Origin of the sequence: Pseudomonas sp. RA_15y_Pfl2_54, assembly GCF_963971015.1 — a bacterium.
Lineage (GTDB): Bacteria > Pseudomonadota > Gammaproteobacteria > Pseudomonadales > Pseudomonadaceae > Aquipseudomonas > Aquipseudomonas baetica_A.
This window is the reverse complement of record NZ_CAXAPN010000059.1, coordinates 1-18698: the sequence shown is the minus strand read 5'-3', so window position 1 is coordinate 18698 and position 18698 is coordinate 1. Positions and strand designations below refer to the sequence as shown.

The window sequence follows — 18698 nt, the reverse complement described above, 5'->3', positions numbered from 1 at the left end:
CATCCCGAACTCAGCAGTGAAACGATGCATCGCCGATGGTAGTGTGGGGTTTCCCCATGTGAGAGTAGGTCATCGTCAAGATTAAATTCCGAAACCCCAATTGCGAAAGCAGTTGGGGTTTTGTTTTAGTAGAAGTACCCATTTTTGCTGGCTCGTTACCGTGTTGACGGGCCAGATACAGAATTTCTTGACGACCATAGAGCGTTGGAACCACCTGATCCCATCCCGAACTCAGCAGTGAAACGATGCATCGCCGATGGTAGTGTGGGGTTTCCCCATGTGAGAGTAGGTCATCGTCAAGATTGAATTCCGAGACCCCTGTCTGCTAACGCAGTCAGGGGTTTTCTCGTTCAGGGCTTACTGCTTTATGAGCCTTGCTGATGTATCGAACCTGCCATTTGCGCCACCTGGTATAACGCTAGTCACTGGCGCCCCCCCCCAATCAAAACACCGAACACTGCAATCATCATTTGTTCAGTGTGCCTGGCGCTCGAGTAGTGGTCAGAAAACCTTCCGCGACACAGGCTCTGGATCACCGTTCGGCGGGAATCTGGCAGAAGTGACGTCCATTTCGTGCAAAGCCCTAAGATTTCTGCGAAACGTGCCGACAGACTGGTGAGACATGCGTGCACCAAAGTAGAGCAGACAGTAGAACGCTGCTTACGCTGTTACATGGAATGTTGCATCCCGGAACGCATCCCCACATTTGTCATAAGAAGTCCCATGAAATGAATCTCAAGTTCAGCCATAAAATCCTGCTGGCCGCCTCGGGCGTCGTGGTCCTGGCGTTCGCGCTGTTCACCCTCTATAACGACTATCTTCAGCGAAATACCATTCGCCAGAACCTGCAGTCTTCCGTGCAGCAAGCGGGCGATCTGACTGCCAGCAGCGTGCAGAACTGGATGAGCGGGCGGATTCTGGTTCTGGAGAACCTCGCGCAGAACGTTGCCCATCAGGGCAAGGACGCTGATTTTCCGGGGCTGGTTGATCAACCAGCCTTCACCTCTAACTTCCAGTTCACCTATGTCGGTCAGGCCAACGGTGTGTTCACTCAACGCCCTGACGCGAAGATGCCGGACAGTTACGATCCGCGGCAGCGCCCCTGGTACAAGCAAGCAGTGGTCGCCGACAAAACCATGCTGACGCCGCCCTATATGGCCGCCGTCGGCGGTCTGGTGGTGACCATCGCCATGCCGGTGAAAAAGAACGGTGAACTGCTCGGCGTGGTCGGTGGTGACCTGAGTCTGGAAACCTTGGTGAAGATCATCAACTCGGTGGACTTCGGTGGTTTGGGTCATGCGTTCCTGGTCAGCGCCGACGGTCAGGTGATCGTCAGCCCGGACAAAGATCAGGTGATGAAGAACCTCAAGGACATCTACCCCAACTCCAGCGTGCGCATCGAGAAGGGCAACCAGAACGTGGTGCTCAACGGCCAGGAACGCATCCTGTCGTTCACCCCGGTCAATGATCTGCCGAATGCCGAGTGGTACATCGGTCTGTCGATCGATCACGACAAAGCCTACGCCGCACTCAGCCAGTTCCGTACTTCGGCGTTGATCGCGATGTTCGTTGCCGTGGGTGCCATTGCTCTTCTGCTGAGCCTTTTGATCAACGTGTTGATGCGCCCGCTGACCACCATGGGCCGTGCAATGCAGGACATCGCCCAGGGCGAAGGCGATTTGACCCGGCGTCTGGTGGTCGAGAGCAAAGATGAATTCGGTGAACTGGGCAGTGCCTTCAACCAGTTCGTGGAGCGGATTCACGCGTCGATTTCCGAAGTGTCTTCGGCCACTCGCCATGTGCATGATCTGTCGCAACGGGTGATGGCATCGTCCAATGCCTCGATCGTCGGCTCCGATGAGCAGAGTGCGCGTACCAACAGCGTGGCCGCGGCGATTAACGAGTTGGGCGCCGCCACGCAGGAAATCGCGCGTAACGCCGCCGACGCCTCGCAGCACGCCAGCGGTGCCAGCGAGCAGGCTGATGATGGCCGTCAAGTGGTGGAGCAAACCATTCTGGCAATGACAGAGTTGTCGCAGAAGATCAGCCTGTCGTGCACTCAGATCGAAACCCTGAATGCCAGCACCGACAACATCGGCCACATCCTCGATGTGATCAAAGGCATCTCGCAACAGACTAATTTGCTGGCGCTCAATGCCGCCATCGAAGCGGCGCGTGCCGGTGAAGCCGGTCGTGGTTTTGCGGTAGTGGCGGACGAAGTGCGTAACCTTGCCCATCGCACCCAGGAATCGGCGGAAGAGATCCACAAGATGATCACTTCCCTGCAGGTCGGTTCGCGTGAAGCGGTGAGCACCATGAACGCCAGTCAGGCGTCCAGCGAGCAGAGTGTTGAAGTGGCCAACCAGGCCGGTCTGCGCCTGGTCAGCGTCACCCAGCGTATCGGTGAAATCGACGGTATGAACCAGTCAGTGGCCGCCGCCACCGAAGAGCAGACCGCGGTGGTGGAAACCCTCAACGTCGACGTTAACCAGATCAACCTGTTGAATCAGCAGAGCGTGGCCAACCTCAACGAGACGTTGAAGGATTGTGATGCGTTGTCGCAGCAGGCGAACCGGTTGAAGCAGTTGGTCGACAGTTTCAAAATCTGACCTGAAGTCAGATCGCGTTATCGTTCTTCGCGAGCAAGCCCGCTTCCACAGTTTTTGGCGCACACAATATTTGTGTAAGACCAAGATCCTGTGGACGCGGGCTTGCTCGCGATAGCGGTAGTTCAGTCACCGCTAAACCAAAGCCTTAAACAAACAGCTTCAAAACATTCCCCATCGCATCATCGGCAAACCCCTGCACAAACTCCTTGAACCCCGGCAGGGCTTCGGCCCCCCCACTGGCAGGCTCGGCAATGATCGTCCAGGTCGCCCGCGACTTGCCTTCGCCCAGCGATTCCACATTCATCGCTGCCCACAGATTGGCCACGCCCAAGGTGTTGTAGATCGTCGTCCAGGTCATGCACCGTGCCTGTTCATCGCGGGAGTTGAGTTGTTCAACCACCACGTTGCCATCCTTGAAGCATTTCTTGCGCAGCGAAGCCACGCCCTCGCCGGTCATTTCGATGTGCGACAGCGCCGGAATGAACCGGTCGAAACCGCCGAAGTTGCCGACCACCGCCCAGACGTGTGCAGCGTCGGCCGGCACTTCCACTGAAGAGACGACGTGGCAGCCGTGCGGGTTTTTGATCAGGGTGTCCGGTTGCAGAGTGCTCATGGTGTTGCTCCTTTTTGATGAACTAGATGAAGTTGATTTCTTTCAGGTAATCGCAGCCGCGACGCAGCAGCGCCGGGGATTTTTCCGGGTAGTGCGCGCCCATTTGCTGCACACCGGCCTCGGCGTTGGCATGGCCGATCAGGGAGATGTCGCCGATGTCTTCCTCGAAGCCGTTGAGGTAGAAACCGAGCACACCGAACAGCGCGTTGTCGGCATCGACTCGCCCCAGTTGCTGCTGCCAGTCCGCGACGCTGACCAGCGAGAACTCATTGCCGGTTTCGCGAAACGAATCGACATAGGCGTCCCAGCTCAAAGGCTCGGGGTTGTGCAGGTTGAACACCGCGCGCTGCGCCGAATAACGGCTGGCGTGGAAGGCGATGAAACGGGCGAGAAAGTCCACCGGCATCAAGTCGAAATTCAGCGCGAAGGCCGGCACCTGACCGAGTTGGAGTGAGCCTTTGAGCATCAGCATCAAGCGGTTTTTGTGCGGCTGGCAGACACCGCTCAGGCTGTTGAAACTGATATTGCCGGGGCGATACAGATTGACCTGAACCCCGAGCGTGCGCGCCCGTTCGAGGATACGTTCACCGACCCATTTCGACAGGTTGTAGCCGTTGCGAATGTAGATCGGTGGCGTTGGCGCGGCGGGCAGTTCCAGGACCCGGCCGGCGTCATCGACCGTGCTTGAGGCCGACAGCGTCGAGACGAAATTGAAGATTTTTTTGCTGCGCCCCTCACACAGGCGCAGCAAGGCGAAAATCGGCTCGACGTTGTCCGCCGCCAGCGACTCGTAATCGAGTACGTGATTGACGTTGGCGGCGTTGTGCACCAGTGCGCCGAACTCGCGATCAAGGCGTTGATAATCGTCGTCAGCCAATCCCAGTTGCGGTCGAGAGATATCTGCCGCGTAGACGCGCACTCGACTCAGATCCAGGTGTTCGAGACGGTTCTCGCGCAACGATTGTGCAAAGCGCTGCTCCGCCGTTAACCCGCCGCCATCACGCACCAGACACGCCACTTCGCTCGCGCCCCAACCGAGCAGCGCCTCGACAATATGTACGCCGACGAAACTGTTGGCGCCGGTGACGATCACCTTGTGCACATCGCCCATGCGGCTGATCGGCAATGGCTCGATCTCCAGCGCTCGTTCGGCATCGGCCATGGCCAGAGCGCTGAGCACGGTGCTGGCATCGCTGCCACGCACCAGCGTCGCCAGTTTGATGATGGTTGGCCGTTCGATGAAGCGGTTGATCGAGATGCTGCGGCCGAACTCCTCACGCAAGCGCAGCAACATCCGCGAAAGCAAAATCGAGTGCCCACCGAGATTGAAGAAGCTTTCGTCGGTGCAAATATCACCGGGCGGCAGCTCCAGCAGTTGCGCCCAGATCTCCAGCAGCAGGGCTTCGTCGGCATTCGCCGGCAGGCATTTCGGGCCGCTGTCCTGGACGCTCACCGGCAGATCGAGCAGCGCTTTGCGGTCGACCTTGCCGTTGCTGGCGAACGGCATGCTCGGCAGCTCAGTCCACGCCACCGGTTGCATGTAGTCGGGCAGAAACTGCTGGGCGTGGGCCTTCAGCGCTTCACGTGCGGCGTCCGATTGAGGCTGGGCGAGAAACGCCAGAATCCGCCGCTGACTGTCGATCACCACGGCGATTTGTCGGTACAGCTGACTCTCGCGCAGGCAACGTTCGATCTCTTCCGGCTCGACCCGGAAACCGCGGATCTTCACTTGATTGTCGCGCCGCCCGCACATCTCGATACCGTGCTCGCCCCACTTGGCCATGTCGCCGCTGCGGTAGGCGCGCAACGGCTGGCCATCCGGCAGATTCAGGGTCAAGTAGCGCTCGGCAGTCTGCTCTGGATTGTTCAGGTAACCGAGGCAGACGCCGGGACCGACGATGAACAGTTCGCCCACGGTGTGCTCGGCCACCGGTTGCAGATCGTCATCAAGAATCAGCACTTGGCTATTGGCGATCGGTGCGCCGAGGGTTCGATTGCTGTCGCCGGGTTTGAGCTGGCGAGCGGTGATCAGCACGGTGGCTTCGGTGGGGCCATAGAGATTGTGCAGTGTGCCCTGGCGGGTCAGTTGCTCGATGACGAACGGCTCACAGACATCGCCGCCGGTCATCACCTGCTGCACGCTTTGCAGTTGCTCCAGCGGCAGGATGCTCAGTAGCGCCGGCGGCAGAAACGCGTGGGTCAGTTGCCGACGACGGATGAGTGCGACCAGTTGCAGCGGATCACGCCGTTGCGTGTCATTGGGCACCACCAGTTCGGCGCCTTCGAGCAGGGTCGGGAAAATATCGATCAGCGAGGAATCGAAGCTCAGCGAAGAAAACTGCAACACCCGACTCTCGGCCTGCAGTTGCGTGTAGTCGGCGTACCACGCGGTGAAGTGCGCGAGATTCGCCTGACTGAGCAGCACACCCTTCGGATGCCCGGTGGTCCCCGAGGTGTAGAGCGCCATGCACGGTGCGTCGAGTTCCGGGCGCTGGCGCATCAGGGGGCGACCGAGATCGGCGTCTGTACTGTCGATATGGCTGACATTCAGCCCCGGCATGGTTTCGCTCAGCGGATGTTCACCGTCATGCAACAACAGCAAGGCACCCGCGTTTTCCAGGATGTATTGCTGGCGCTGCAACGGATGGCTCGGCTCCAGCGGCAAGTACACCGCGCCGCTGCCGAGAATCGCCAGTATCGAGGCAAACAGTGCAGGGCTTTTCGGCAGGCAAATGCCGACCACCCACGGTTGCGGATGCTGGTCGAGCAGCGGCTGCAAGCGCTGTTGAATCGCCCGGCTGTGAGCGTGCAACTGACGGTAGCTGATCGACTGCTCGGCGACGTGTAGCGCCGGGCGTTCGGCGTGGCGGATCAGGCTCTGTTGCAGGCCTTCGATCAGCGGAGTCTGTGCCTGTTGCAGCAGCGCCGGGTGCGCTGTGGCGTTGAGGCGATGAACGTAGGCCAGGCTGTCGAGGAACAGCAGGTTTTGCACCTGTTCAAAGTCTGGCGCAGCAACACACGCAACCTGTTGGAAATATGACTCATCACGGGAGAAGCGGCTGACCAGCAATGCCACCTCGTCGACCACATGCGCCAGGGCCCTTTGGCGCAGTGATTGGCCATTGCCTGAAGGCTCATCCGCTATCGGCGTGCGGCTGATCAGTGACGAGCCGAGAAAGCACAGCAGGTCGAGTGTCGGCAAACCTGCACTGCCTTGTGCATCGACACCCAGGCGCAGATGCAGGTGTGGAATGGCGCAGAGATCGCCGGCTGCAATGAAGCCATCGTCGATGATCAAATCCACCGTCGATTTCGCTGCGCCGTTGCGCCGCAATGTATGCCCGTGTTGTTCAAGCTCCACCGCCAGGTCAGCCATGGCCTGGCTTGTGCCAATCAGCAAAATGTCGAGACGTTTCATGTCGGCCTCCTCTTCAAACCAGATAGTCGTGCAGGGCGTGCTGGACACACGGCGTGTCGAGCAGCGAGCTGTTGTGGAAGAACTTCACGATGTTGCCGACCAAGGGGTGGTGGCGGTTGATCGGAAAGGCCAGTCCGGCCATTTCGCTCTTGAGCGAGTGGCGCGTGGCGTCGTTGACCGGCAGTGCATCGATCAGGCGCAGGTCGAAGGATTTCTGGATGTCGTTGGTCAGGTAATGTTCGATGAACACCGGCAGAATCTGCGCGATGGTTTCGCGATCTGCCTGGCCTGCGGTGTGCCAATAGATGCGCACCATCCGCGCCCAGAAACTTGAATGGCGACCCTCGTCGAGCAAGTGGTCGGCCATCAGGCCCTTGATCGATGGCTTGACCGTGTCGTCCCGGGCGAACGCCGCGACGTCACCGGTCACGGTGTTTTCCGCGATGGCCACGCAGATCAATTCCACGGCGCTGCGCAGGTGCTCAGGTGCCAGCGCAACGGCAGCCGGAATCGCCCGACTCAGCTCGATTTCATCGGGCAACTGAATCGGCTCGATGCCGGTCATGGCCACCGTTTGCTGCATGAAATCCATCGCCACCAGTGCGTGGTAATCCTCGTCCACCACCACGGTCATCGCGTCGTAACGACAGGCATACGGGAAGGGCACGGCGAAACGGTTCTTGGCGATGCTGCGGGCGGTCTTGTCGACGATTTCGGTTTCGAAGATCACCACGTCGTTGATGAACTTGTACAGCGTCTGCACCAAGGCGAAATCACGCTGTTGCGGACATTCGCGCAGGAAGGTGTCGCAGAGCACCAGCGGTTGGCGGCTGAGCGGATAGATCAGGCGCTGGTCGTCCTCCAGTACCCGTCGCGGGCGGGTCCGGATGGTTGCGCGGCTCTCCCACGCCTCGGCGAAAGATTGGTAATCGGCGGCATTCATCGGGCCACCTCCGCCAACGGTTCACGCATGCTCAGGCGCAGGCCGTCCCACAGTGCGATGCGGCTTTCGACGGCGGCAATGGCGCTGGCGTAAACCTCGCTTTCTCGCTGCGGGTCGCCGTCGACGAGCCTTTCAAGAAGCTGTTCCGCCGCCGGGCCGTGATCCTCGGAGTCGACTTCGATGTGCCGCTCCAGGTAGTAGCGGAAGGTCGGCGCCTGTTCGATGCCGATGCCCCAGTCATCGAGGATGCGCTGGAACATGGTCGGGATCACACTTTCGCGGCCATGCAGAAACGCAGCGGCCACGCTGTGTCCCGGCGCATGCAGGGCAATGCGTAACGTGTCGCGGACAAACTGCGCGGCGGCCGGATCGATCTCGATGCTCTGCAGTGCCACGTCATAGCTCACGCCTTCTTGCTGCAGCGCGACGAAGCGTTCCACAGCCGAGGTACTCGCACCGACTTCGCGCATCGCATCCAGATACAACTCGAAATGGCTGTAATGACCATGGCTCAGGCAGTCGTCGGATTCTTCACCGAGGACAATTTCATTGATCAGACGTGCGGCATGGGGATCACGCGGTGGCAGCCAGGGCAGACGGGTGCAAGTCAGTTCCTGTTGCAGGCGTTTGGTCAGCGACATGAAATCCCACACGGCAAACACATGGGTTTCCATGAAACGTTGCAAGGTACTCAATGAGTCGATTTCGCCAAAGATGGGGTGAACGCTAAGTTCGGCTTTCTTCTGGGCAAGTTGGTGCTTTATTTGAGACATGACGGGCCTTTATCCTTGATGTGAAATGGGACAGCTCTTTCAACTGCGCAATCAACGGAACAGCGGCTTGTTATTCTTTTTCCAGGCGTACGGCAGCCTCATACAAATCAATGAAGTTGGATTGATGTATGTCTAGAACTGCGCGGCAGCCGGACTGGGCGTTGCCATCCCTTTACTTGTAAGGTTGGTCTGCGCCCCCACTGGTGCGGGAAGTTCAAGCTCGGCGAGGAAAAACTAATACAACGCCAAACAAATTAACAAGTCTAATTTTAATTATTTTTAGTTGTCGTTTTTTCAAGTATGAGTGTGCCCGATAAAACTATTTTAATAAGTTTTATTGGGGCGAAGTTGCTCCTTTCGGACAATAAAGGCCAAAATGAAATGTACAGAGTGAATGCCTCACTCGAAGCAACTTTGTGATGAAGAGATTTAAGTTATTTGAAGGGATGAAAGTGGGCGATGACGGGCGCCGATTCTTTCCTTTTCCCGTGACAAGGCTCCTTCCGTAGGTTCCTGTTGCGGGGACTGCGCCGGCGGTGCGGTGCGTCGCCCGTTCTTTTTGGGTTGGCCGTTCAAGAGTGAGGGTAAATGGCCGCCACGGCTATTACCGATTCTTCACCGCAGGGGTGCAAGTTTCGGGCTGATTGACGCAGGGAGGTTAGAGCGAAGGGGTATGGATGCCAGCGTATTTGTGGCCGGTGCGCGGAGGATTTGTAAGCGGGTTATTCGCCGGGCAGACCTGCAAGTCTGAGCCCGGCGTGCAGGGATCAACGTGTGGCTTTGCGGTTTTGCGCGGCAGAACTGGCGAGATACTCGGTGATGACATCGACACCACGGTTGAGGTGCTGTTCGAGCAGAGCGATCGAGCGTTCGACATCACGCTCGATCACCGCTTGCAGCATGGCGCGATGGTCGTCCTGAGACAGTTTGCCCAGGCCCATGGCGTCGAGGTTGAAACGCAGGAAGCGCTCCTCTTCGTTGAGCCCGTCCTCCACCAGACGCAACAGCCGCTGGTTGGGCGCCTTGCAGTACAACGCCATGTGGAACAGGCGGTTGAGCTGGCCGATTTCCGTGTAATCGTGTTGAGCCTCTAACGCTTCGATGTAACGGGCTGCCTGTGCGTGATCAGCGTCGGTCAGCAGTGGAATCGACTGACGCATGGCTTCGGACTCGAGCAGAATGCGCAACTCGTAGGTTTGCGCGGCATCACCCTGAATCAGCGGGGCCACCACGGCACCTTTGTGCGTGGTAACGCTCAGCAGTGCCTGCGCCTCGAGCTGGCGCAAAGCTTCGCGCACCGGCATGCGGCTGACACCGAACAGATCAGCGAGATCCTGCTGGCGTAGGGCTGTGCCACACGGTAGACGACCATCAAGGATGGCGGCACGCAGGGTTTCTTCGATCGTCGAGCGAGCCAAGTGAGCGGGAATCGGCCCATCGACTTTGATGCTCTGCAGCGGTTTGGGCTTCTGAGTCACGACTACGCACCCTGTATGTCGACTGAATTTGGATCCAAATGACACTAGAGATTGCTCTACAGGTTGTCAAACCGTGTAGAGGATCTCCGTCACATTTGAAGTTTAGCGCGTCGTGGATGATCTCATGGTGCCATTGTTTTTTCCCCGGCTAAGCTTCACCATCAAACGCTTTCATTCCTGCCTCCTGGAAACCTGCTGTGGCGGTACGTTTCGTGATCCCCCGCACGTTGCGCTGGTTAGGCTGCGCACTGCTGCTGGCCGGCCTCATGCTGGGCGGTCTGCATGCCGATTGGGATTTTTCGGCGATCAGCCGCAAGGCTACGGCACTCTATGGACCGCTGGGCGCAGGGCAGCAGCGGATTGATGCCTGGCAAAATCTGCTGGCGACGCAGAAACAGGTCAGCGAAATGGACAAGCTCAAGGTGGTGAACCTGTTTTTCAACAAACAGGTGCGCTATGTCGAAGACATCGACCTGTGGCACGAGGTCGACTATTGGGAAACCCCGATTGAGGCGCTGTGGAAGGGCGCCGGCGATTGTGAAGACTACGCGATCGCCAAGTATTTCAGTCTGCGCCACCTGGGCGTTTCCAGCGACAAACTGCGCATCACTTACGTCAAGGCACTGCGCCAGAACCGCGCGCACATGGTGCTGACTTACTATTCCACGCCCGACGCCATGCCGCTGGTGCTCGACAGTCTGATCGATTCGATCCAGCCTGCGTCCCAACGGACCGATTTGCTGCCGGTCTATTCTTTCAATGCCGAAGGTCTGTATTTGCCGGGGGCCAAGGGCAACAAAAAGGTCGGCGACACCAAACGCCTGTCGCGCTGGCAGGATGTGCTGAAAAAAATGCAGGCCGAAGGTTTCCCGGTCGAAACGATTAACTAGGAGCACGCGCTCAGATGTCTTTGTTCAAACAGCTGTTGATCGCTATCTGTCTGTTCCTGGTGGTCGCCTTCACCGGCAGCTTCATGGTCAGTCTGGAGAGCTCGCGCACCCAGTACGTCAACCAGTTGCGCTCCCACGCTCAGGACGCGGCGACGGCGCTGGCGTTGTCATTGACGCCTAATATCGACGATCCGGCGATGGTCGAGTTGCTGGTCAGTTCGATTTTCGACAGCGGCTATTACGCGAGCATCCGCGTGGTTGATCTGAAGACCGACAAGACCATCGTTGAGCGCAGCGGCATCCCTGCCGTTACCAACGTGCCCGATTGGTTCGTCAAACTGATTGGTCTGGAGCCCGCTGGCGGTGATGCGCTGGTCAGTCGTGGTTGGGAGCAGGCGGCAAGAGTTGAAGTGGTCAGTCACCCGATGTTCGCCCTCGCCAAGCTGTGGCAGAGCGCGCTGGGCAGTCTTGGCTGGTTGCTGATCTGCGGTGCCGTCAGTGCCGTACTCGGCGCGCTGTTGCTGCGCCGGCAATTGAAACCGCTGGATTACATGGTCCAGCAGTCCCATGCGATTGCCCGGCGCGAATTTCTCATCCTGCCGCAGCTACCGCGCACACCCGAGTTGCGGCGCGTGGTGCTGGCCATGAACCAGATGGTCGAGAAGCTCAAGGCGCTGTTTCAGGAGCAGGCCGAGCGCAGTGAAAAACTGCGTGCAGAGTCCTATCAGGACAACCTCACTGGGCTGGCCAACCGGCGCTATTTCGAGATGCAGTTGAACAATCGGGTGAGTAACCCGGAGCAGGCCAGCTCCGGTTACTTGCTGTTATTGCGGGTCAAGGACCTGGCCGGGCTGAATCAGCGCCTTGGCGGCCAGCGCACTGATGAGTTGCTGAAAGCGGTTGGCGAGCAACTCTCCCGCGAGTGCGCCAGATACCCGGAAACCCAGAACCTCGTCACCCGCATTCGCGGCGGTGAATTCGCCGTGCTGGCGCCGGGGCTGGTCCGTGAGGAAGCGCTGCAACTGGCGCAAAGCCTTGATGCCGCGCTGGGCAGCTTGCATACCACGGGGGCTACCGATGTCGCGGCGGTGGCGTCGATTGGTCTGGCGCCGTTTGCCCACGGCGATTCGCCGCAAGCCGTGCTCAGCCTTGGCGATCAGGCGCTGGCGCAGGCCGAGGGGCAGGGCGAGCAGAACTGGGCGTGTATCGATCACAGCTTCACGGCTGACGTTGGCGACGATCACCACGCCTGGCACCGTTTGCTCGATCAGGCATTGAATCAGCGGCGTTTCGAGCTGTTCTTCCAACCGGTAGTGGCCGCTGAAGACACGCAGTTTGTGCTGCACTACAAAGTGCTGTCGCGGTTGCTTGATGATCAGGGCCAGACTATTGCGGCCGGGCGTTTCCTGCCGTGGCTGGAGCGTTTTGGCTGGACCGCGCGACTGGATCGCCTGATGCTCGAACGCGTGCTTGAGCAGATGATGGAGCATGAGGATTCGCTGGCGCTGAACCTGTCGTCCGCGACGTTGGCCGATCCGCAGGCGTTGAACAAAGTCTTCGAGATTTTACGGGCTCATTCCAATCTGGGGGAGCGTCTGACCCTGGAAATAGGCGAAGAGCAATTGCCGGAGCAAGCCGTACTGGAACAGTTGACCCGGCGTCTGCGCGAGCTTGGTTTCTCCTTGAGTCTGCAGCGTTTCGGCGGGCGCTTCAGCATGATCGGCAACCTGGCGCGGCTGGGGCTGGCGTACTTGAAGATCGATGGCAGCTACATTCGTGCGATCGATCAGGAGAGTGACAAGCGCTTGTTCATCGAGGCGATCCAGCGTGCGGCGCACAGCATTGATCTGCCGCTGATTGCCGAGCGTGTGGAGACTGAAGGGGAGTTGGCGGTGATTCGCGAGATGGGGCTGTATGGGGTACAGGGGCAGTTTTTGGGTGAGCCCAAGCCTTGGCGGTGATCTTTTAGTTTGGCGGCGTCACGGATGCCGCTTTCGCGAGCAAGCCCGCTCCCACGGGGGATTTGAGTTGTTGACCCGTTCCCCTGTGGGAGCGGGTTTGCTCGCGGATGGGCCTGAAGATTGAGTCTTCAGATCAACCCGCCCTCATCCTCGTCAATCAACTGACTCAACCCGCCCAACGCCTCACGCGCCTGGGTCCGGTCCATCAGTTTGGCCTGGGCCGCCGGGGGCAGGTCGGTGACGCGGATCACGCCTTTCTGGGTCAGCACCTGAATCAGGTCGTCGAGTACCCGAATCATTTCAAAGTCGCTCTGCTTGAGCTGTTTGAGGCTGTTTTCCACGGCTTCGTTGGCGTACCACGCCTGGATTTCGTGGTGGTCGGCGGGCAGCGTTTCCGTGGCCTCGGCGTAGGCCGTGGCTTCCACGCGAATCAACTGGCCTTGCGCATCGCGTTGCACGTAAAACATTGAGCATCCCTCAGAAATGAACCAGCGTCATGCTGTCAGCAGCATAGCCAACCGCACGCGAGTATGCGGTGCGGCGACGCAATCGTCACCGGTCCGGACAGCACAAACGTGACGGCCGCCCCATTGGGGCGGCCGTTTTGTTCACGGATCAGCTGTTGTTGTGGTCGACTTTGATGGTCGGATCGCTACCGGCAATCAGGTTGTGAATGTTGGCGCTGGACCAGTTGTTGCCTTCCAGTTTGATCGTCACGTCCGGCGTTGCGGCGGCGGTATCGCCCGAGTTGAACTTGCCGCCCGAGCTGACTTGCAGCGACGACACGCCATCGACCGTGGTGATCTTCAGGAAGTTGTCGATGGTGCTGCCGGTTTCGCCCTGCAACAGGTCACGCAGGTCGATGCGGTCACCTTCGCTGGCCTTGAAGTCCTTGATCACGTCGTTGCCGGTGTCGCCCGCCTTCCAGACGAAGGTGTCGGCACCGGAACCACCGATCAGGATGTCGTTGCCCTGCCCACCGATCAGCGTGTCGTTGCCGGTGCCACCGAGCAGAATGTCATTGCCTTTACCGCCGTCGAGCAAGTCGTTGCCGCCCGAGCCGAACAGAATGTCATTGCCCGCGCCGCCCAGCAGGGTGTCGTTGCCGTCATGCGCACCGGACACATCGAACGCCTGATAGTGCTCGGTGATGTACTGGTGCACATTGCTGGTGGTGACTTTGCTGACGTCGACGCCGGTTTCCTTGGCCACGAACGCCTGCATCGCCTGATAACCCTCGCCGGCAATGCCGTTGAAACTCACCAGATCGCCGAACAGGATGTCGTTGCCGTTGCCGCCGCTGACAGTGTCGTTGCCCGGCATCGTCGCTTCGGTGTGGCCGATGATCGAGTTGGCCAGGTCCTTCGGATCGATGTTGGTTTGCGGCGTGTGGTCTGAGTCGTACGGCTTCAGATCGTTGAGGCTGACGCCGGTGTTGATACCGATGGCCTCGACGTTCGACAGACCGCTGAGCAGCGTGAAGCTACTGTTGGAGTTGCTGGTGGTCGACGAGTCGGTGCTGTTGCCGGTGCCGGCCAGGCTCGACAGCTCATAGGTACCGTCGCCCTGAGCGTGAATAGTGCCCAGACTGCTCCAGTTCCAACTGCCATTCTTGTACGTCTGCAATACCACGCTGCCGGCGCTGTTGATGCTCAGGTAGTGGGTGTTATCGATGTAAGTGCTGAAGGTGTCGCCCAGCTTGTAGTTGCTGGTCGTCACCACGCTGTCGAGCTTAACGCTGCCATACAGCGTCGGGTTGGTCTGCTCGCCGTTCTGATAGTAGGTCGGCTGGCCATCGGTGATGAAGTACGTGAGGTTTTTCGCCCCGGTGTTGGCCACCGCTTCAGCGCTCTGGAAGAAGTTGGCCGTGGTCTTGAACACGTCCTCGTAGTTGGTGCCGCCGCCGGACGTCATTGAGTCCAGCACGGCCTTGAGCTTGGTCAGGGCGTTCGGGTCATTGAGGTTCACCGACACCGATTTGTTGACCTGGGTATCGAAGTCCACCAGAAAGATGTTCACCGTGCCCGAATTGCTGCCGCCCAGGCTTTGCTTGAGGGTGTTGAACACCGATGTCAGCGAGTCCTTGGCCGCGTTGATGGACGAGGTGCTCATACTGCCGGAGCTGTCGACCATGAATGCGATGTTGTAGTTGGTGCCCGGCACGACGGTCAGACCGCCGATGTCGGCAACGATGATGTCGTTGCCATCGGTACCGGTGACGGTGTCATCGGCCGAAGTGGCGACGATGGCGTTGTAGACCGCCGGCACCACGGTGACCGGAATGGTTGCCGTGCTGCTCGCCGAGCCGCCGACCTGTTCGGTGGACGTCGAGGTTACGGTCAGGTTGAACTGGCCGTTGTAGTACGGCGGTGGCGTGACGGTCAGGCTGCCGAGATTCCAGCCAGTGACGTTGGCATCGCCGCTGGTCGCCGTGACGGTAAAGGTATGGCCCGCGCCATCGCTGAGCACCGAGCCGACCGGTGCGCCGCTGATCTTCACGCTCAGGGTTTCCGAACCATCGGTGTCGGTCAGCGCAGTGGAGACCGCCGACAGTTTGACCGTGGTGCCTTCGGCACCAGTGTTGAGCTTGAAGCCGTCGTAATAGCCTTCGCCGTTGGTACCGTGCAGATCGGAGACGGTCACGCCGGAGTTGATCAAGTCCTGCACGCCGGTGTAGATCGGCACGCCAGCGCTGCTCAGGTCGATCGCCGTGCCGCCGTTGACCGACAGGTTGACGTCGTAGCTGCCTGGACCGTTCTGGTTGTGGTGGTAGATGTCCAGGGTGTAGTAACCGCTGGTGGTCGGGGTGAACGAACCGTTGAGGTTGCCGCCCGCGCCCCACGTCGTGGCTGCCACGTTTTTACCGCCGATGGTCACCAGCAAGCTGTCATCGCCGACACCGCTGAAGGTGTAAGTCTTGCCCGCTTCCAGATAGATCAGGCCGGATGTTTTCGAGGCGGTACCGGCGGCTACACTGCCGTCGGACTGCACATTGGTCACGGTGCCGCTGGAGTTCGGTGTGCCCGCGCCGTCGATCACGTTTTTCAACGTGGTCGAATCGGCGCCGTTGCCATTGGTGCCCAGGCCCGACAGGCCGGTCCAGACTTCCTTGATCAGCCCGGTGGACTTCACGCTGTTGTCGGCCACGCTCACGGTCGGGGCATCGGCCACCGGCGTGATGTCGATTTTTACGGTGCCGGTGTTGCCCAGCAGTTGGCCGTCGGTTGGCTGGAACTTGATCTGTGCGTAGTCCGCCTGGTTATTGCCCAGACCGGTGCCGCCGTAACCGTTCACGCCCGACTCGTTGGCATCCGGCATGAAACGCAGTTTGCCAGCGTCGATGTCGGCCTTGCTGAAGGTCTGGTTGGTGGCGACGTCTTTCCAGGTCGAGCCGTCCAGATACTGCAGTTTGCCTTCACCCGGCAACTGAGTGATTTTCACGCCCAGGCTGCTGGCCGGGCTGTCGACGTCGGTGACACCAAAGGTCGACCAGCCGAGGATCAGCGGCGTGTCTTCGGTGCCGGTGACGTTGACCGGTGCCGCTACCGGCGCATCATTGACTGCCACCACGTTAACCGTGGTGGTCGCGGTGTTGGAGTAGTTGCCGCCATCGGTCACCTTCACGGTGATGATCCGCGGCACGGTGCTTGGGTCTTCGCTGTTGTTGGTGAAGCTGATGTTCTTGATCGCCTGCATGTAGTCGGCCAGCGTCGCGTTGCCCGACAAGGTCAGGGTAACGGTGCCGTTGGTGCTGTTGGCATTGATGGTGATGCCGTTGACGCTGTTGCCCAGGTTCAGCGCATCGCCGTCCTGACGGTTGGTCAGAGTGACGGTCGCGCCCGTCAGCAGGGTGCTGTCCGGATCGGTGATGCTGATGTCGGTGTCGGCAATCGACACGCCCGCACCCGGAGTGTTTTCGGTGAAGGTCACCTTGTAGTCGGCACCGGTCGCGCCGCTGGAGTTGTTGGCGTCCAGATCGAGAACCGGCGGTGCATCGTTGTCGATGATCGAGGTGCTGACGCTGCCATTGGTGCTACTGACGGCGAGGTTCTCGAAGTTGCCGCCAGTGGCCGAGTCGATCTTGACCACGAAGTTCTCGGTGCCTTCGGTGATCTTGTCATCGATGGTCGCGACGTTGAACTGCGCACTGCTGGCGCCCGCCGGGATCTTCACGGTGTACACACCGGTGAAGTCCGAACCGTCGGCAGCGGTGCCGCTGTAAACGATTTTCAGGGTCACTTCAGTTTGCGCCGGGTGGGTCAGACTGACGGTGTAGCTGGCGGTCTGGCCTTCGGTTACCGAGGTGCTGCCGGTGATGCTGACAGTGGTCGTGTCGATGGTGTCGGTAACGTTGGTCACGGCTGGTGTGTTGCTGGTCACCAGGTTTTCGAAGCTGCCGCCGCTGGTGCCGGTGATGGTTGCCTGCACGGTGCCAGCGTCTTTGTAGACGTCGTCAGCCGGCGCTGGAACAGTCACGGTGCCCGTGGTTTTGCCGGTTTCGATGGTGATCACCGAGCCGTTGCTCAGGGTCACGGTGACTGGCGAGCCAGCGGCGTTGGTCAAGGTCGCGGTGTAAACGATCGAACCGCCCTCGGCCACTGTGCCGGTCGCAGTCAGCGACAGATTGGTGGTGTCGATGGTGTCAGTCACCGTGGTGCTGACCGGGGTTTTGTCGGCTACGAGGTCTTCGTAGTTGCCGCCGGTTACGTCAGTGATTGCATTGGTCAGTGGCGCATGACCGGTCAGCGCATCGTTTGGCGCAGTGGTGGTCACAGTGCCAGTGGTTTTACCCACCTCGATGGTGATGTTTTGACCGTTGGCCAAGGTCACGACGACTGGCGAGCCGGTCACTGGCGCGCCCACGGTGGCGGTGTAAGTGACGGTGCCGCCTTCTGCTGCGGTGCCGGTGGCGCTCAGTTTCACCGACGTGGTGTCGATGGTGTCAGTGACGCTGGTCACGGCCGGAACAGTGCTCGGTACCAGGTTTTCGAAGTTGCCGCCGGTGGCAGTCGAAATGGTTGCCTCGACCTTGCCGGCATCTTTGTAAACGTCATCAGCCGGCGCTGGAACTGTCACGGTGCCAGTGGTTTTACCGGCCTCGATGGTGATCACCGAGCCGTTGCTCAGGGTCACGGTGACTGGCGAGCCAGCAGCGTTGGTCAGGGTGGCGGTGTAAACGATCGAACCGCCCTCGGCCACAGAATCGGTGGCGCTGAGCGACAGGTTGGTGGTGTCGACGACGTCGGTGATGGTGGTCGAAACAGGTGTTTTGTCGGCCACGAGATTTTCGTAGTTGCCGCCGCTCACGTCAGTGATCGAGTTGGTCAGCGGTGCGTTACCGGCCAGCGCATCGTTTGGCGCAGTGGTGGTCACGGTGCCGGTGGTTTTGCCGACTTCGATGGTGATGTTCTGGCCGTTGGCCAGGGTCACGACGACTGGCGAACCGGTGACCGGTGCACCAACAGTGGCTGTGTAAGTGACGGTGCCGCCTTCAGCCACGGAGGTATCAGCCGTCAGTTTGACGGTCGAAGTGTCGATGGTGTCGGTCACTTCAGTCACGGCCGGAACAGTGCTTGGCACCAGGTTCTCGAAGTTGCCACCAGTAGCAGTCGAAATGGTTGCTTCGACTTTGCCGGCATCTTTGTAGACGTCATCGGCAGGCGCTGGAACAGTCACAGTGCCGGTGGTTTTACCTGCCTCGATAGTGATGACGGCGCCGTTCGACAGAGTCACGGTGACTGGCGAACCCGCGGCGTTGGTCAGGGTCGCGGTGTAGACAATCGAACCGCCCTCGGCGACCGAGTCGGTGGCGCTCAGCGTCAGGTTGGTGGTGTCTACGACGTCGGTGACGGTGGTCGAAACCGGTGTTTTGTCGGCCACGAGGTTTTCGTAGTTACCGCCAGAAACCCCCGTGATCGAGTTGGTCAGCGGGGCGTTACCGGCCAGCGCATCGTTTGGCGCAGTGGTGGTCACGGTGCCGGTGGTTTTGCCGACTTCGATGGTGATGTTCTGA

Annotated in this window: 9 protein-coding genes, 2 rRNA genes and 2 pseudogenes; 6 read left to right on the top strand and 7 right to left on the bottom strand. The window is 59.6% G+C overall.

Annotated elements, in window-relative coordinates; genetic code table 11:
* From rrf (AACY50_RS28910) to AACY50_RS28900, 4 genes and pseudogenes are all read left to right on the top strand, one after another.
* A 5S ribosomal RNA gene (rrf, locus tag AACY50_RS28910) occupies nt 1-81 on the top strand; the annotation flags it as partial.
* A gap of 105 nt (nt 82-186) precedes the next feature.
* Nucleotides 187-302, top strand: a 5S ribosomal RNA gene (rrf, locus tag AACY50_RS27775).
* Nucleotides 303-677: 375 nt separating this feature from the next.
* Nucleotides 678-1754 (top strand): annotated as a pseudogene (locus tag AACY50_RS28905) (HAMP domain-containing protein); the annotation flags it as partial.
* Nucleotides 1755-1823: 69 nt separating this feature from the next.
* A complete protein-coding gene (locus AACY50_RS28900) occupies nt 1824-2609 on the top strand; it encodes a methyl-accepting chemotaxis protein (RefSeq protein WP_371857642.1) in 786 nt (261 codons plus the stop codon).
* A 145-nt stretch (nt 2610-2754) separates the two neighbouring features.
* On the opposite strand, the gene AACY50_RS27765 is transcribed toward AACY50_RS28900, so the two are convergent.
* The 5 genes from AACY50_RS27765 to AACY50_RS27745 form a co-directional block, all read right to left on the bottom strand.
* The gene (locus AACY50_RS27765) at nt 2755-3222 is read right to left on the bottom strand and encodes an SRPBCC family protein (RefSeq protein WP_339434193.1); all 468 of its coding nucleotides are present in this window, start codon (nt 3220-3222) and stop codon (nt 2755-2757) included.
* A 22-nt stretch (nt 3223-3244) separates the two neighbouring features.
* Nucleotides 3245-6640, bottom strand: coding sequence for an amino acid adenylation domain-containing protein (locus tag AACY50_RS27760; protein ID WP_339539775.1), 3396 nt, complete (start codon nt 6638-6640; stop codon nt 3245-3247).
* 13 nt (nt 6641-6653) lie between these two features.
* Entirely contained in the window at nt 6654-7583 is a 930-nt protein-coding gene (locus AACY50_RS27755; protein ID WP_339434191.1) for a diiron oxygenase, read from the bottom strand.
* On the bottom strand, nt 7580-8356 hold the full coding sequence (locus tag AACY50_RS27750) for a DUF3050 domain-containing protein (RefSeq protein WP_339434190.1): 777 nt from the start codon (nt 8354-8356) through the stop codon (nt 7580-7582). Before AACY50_RS27750 ends, AACY50_RS27755 begins: the two co-directional genes overlap by 4 nt.
* Before the next feature lie 767 nt (nt 8357-9123).
* Nucleotides 9124-9834, bottom strand: coding sequence for a GntR family transcriptional regulator (locus AACY50_RS27745; protein WP_339434189.1), 711 nt, complete (start codon nt 9832-9834; stop codon nt 9124-9126).
* A gap of 197 nt (nt 9835-10031) precedes the next feature.
* On the opposite strand from AACY50_RS27745, the gene lapG reads away from it, so the two are divergent.
* Nucleotides 10032-10724 carry a cysteine protease LapG gene (gene lapG, locus AACY50_RS27740; RefSeq protein ID WP_339434188.1) on the top strand — a complete coding sequence of 231 codons (693 nt, stop codon included), beginning with the start codon at nt 10032-10034 and terminating at the stop codon, nt 10722-10724.
* Between the two features lie 14 nt (nt 10725-10738).
* Nucleotides 10739-12685, top strand: coding sequence for a cyclic di-GMP receptor LapD (gene lapD / locus AACY50_RS27735; protein WP_339434187.1), 1947 nt, complete (start codon nt 10739-10741; stop codon nt 12683-12685).
* A 128-nt stretch (nt 12686-12813) separates the two neighbouring features.
* Here lapD and AACY50_RS27730 read toward each other — a convergent pair whose 3' ends face one another.
* Both AACY50_RS27730 and AACY50_RS27725 read right to left on the bottom strand, forming a co-directional pair.
* The gene (locus AACY50_RS27730) at nt 12814-13152 is read right to left on the bottom strand and encodes a tryptophan synthase subunit beta (protein ID WP_339434186.1); all 339 of its coding nucleotides are present in this window, start codon (nt 13150-13152) and stop codon (nt 12814-12816) included.
* Between the two features lie 148 nt (nt 13153-13300).
* A pseudogene (locus AACY50_RS27725) lies at nt 13301-18698 on the bottom strand (LapA family giant adhesin); the annotation flags it as partial.

Excerpts from the sequence above, each read along its gene's own strand:
- AACY50_RS28900 (WP_371857642.1), top strand. The coding sequence starts at position 1,824 with ATGGCATCGTCCAATGCCTCGATCGTCGGCTCCGATGAGCAGAGTGCG.
- AACY50_RS27765 (WP_339434193.1), bottom strand. The coding sequence starts at position 3,222 with ATGAGCACTCTGCAACCGGACACCCTGATCAAAAACCCGCACGGCTGC.
- AACY50_RS27760 (WP_339539775.1), bottom strand. The coding sequence starts at position 6,640 with ATGAAACGTCTCGACATTTTGCTGATTGGCACAAGCCAGGCCATGGCT.
- AACY50_RS27755 (WP_339434191.1), bottom strand. The coding sequence starts at position 7,583 with ATGAATGCCGCCGATTACCAATCTTTCGCCGAGGCGTGGGAGAGCCGC.
- AACY50_RS27750 (WP_339434190.1), bottom strand. The coding sequence starts at position 8,356 with ATGTCTCAAATAAAGCACCAACTTGCCCAGAAGAAAGCCGAACTTAGC.
- lapD (WP_339434187.1), top strand. The coding sequence starts at position 10,739 with ATGTCTTTGTTCAAACAGCTGTTGATCGCTATCTGTCTGTTCCTGGTG.
- AACY50_RS27730 (WP_339434186.1), bottom strand. The coding sequence starts at position 13,152 with ATGTTTTACGTGCAACGCGATGCGCAAGGCCAGTTGATTCGCGTGGAA.